At 64.0% G+C, this 516-nt stretch carries 1 protein-coding gene; it reads right to left on the reverse strand.

What is annotated here, in order from left to right; all coding sequences use genetic code 11:
* Positions 1–516 (reverse strand): NAD-binding protein (locus EN906_RS36665; protein WP_164777731.1); only part of this gene is annotated, 516 nt, incomplete at both ends.

A 516-nucleotide genomic window follows, 5' to 3' on the forward strand; every position in this document is an offset into this window, starting at 1 on the left:
CCTTCGCGCCCTCCAGCGCGAGGTTCAGATCCTTCTGGTGCAGTTCGATCCGAAAACCCGGCGCGAAGGTGCGCTTGACCATGCGCTCGCCATGCACTTCCAAAATGCGCGAAGCCGCCAGCCCGCCCATCAGCGCCTGCCTGACCTTGGCCGGATCGGCGCCGGCTTTCGAAGCAAAAACAAGCGCTTCGGCGACAGCTTCAATGGTCAGCGCGACGACGATCTGGTTGGCCACCTTGGTGGTCTGGCCAACCCCGTTCGGCCCGACCAGGGTAATGTTCTTGCCCATCTTCTCGAACACGGGCCTGGCGCGCTCGAACGGGTTTTCCTCGCCGCCGACCATGATGGTCAGCGACGCCGCCTTGGCGCCGACCTCGCCGCCCGAGACCGGTGCGTCGAGATAGTCGCAGCCGAGATCGTTGATCTTCTTCGCGAACACCTTGGTCTCGATCGGCGAGATCGAGCTCATGTCGATGACCAGCTTGCCCTTGGCCAGGCCGGACGCGACGCCGTTGT

Origin of the sequence: Mesorhizobium sp. M7A.F.Ca.CA.004.06.1.1 (assembly GCF_003999135.1) — a bacterium.
Taxonomy (GTDB): Bacteria; Pseudomonadota; Alphaproteobacteria; order Rhizobiales; family Rhizobiaceae; genus Mesorhizobium.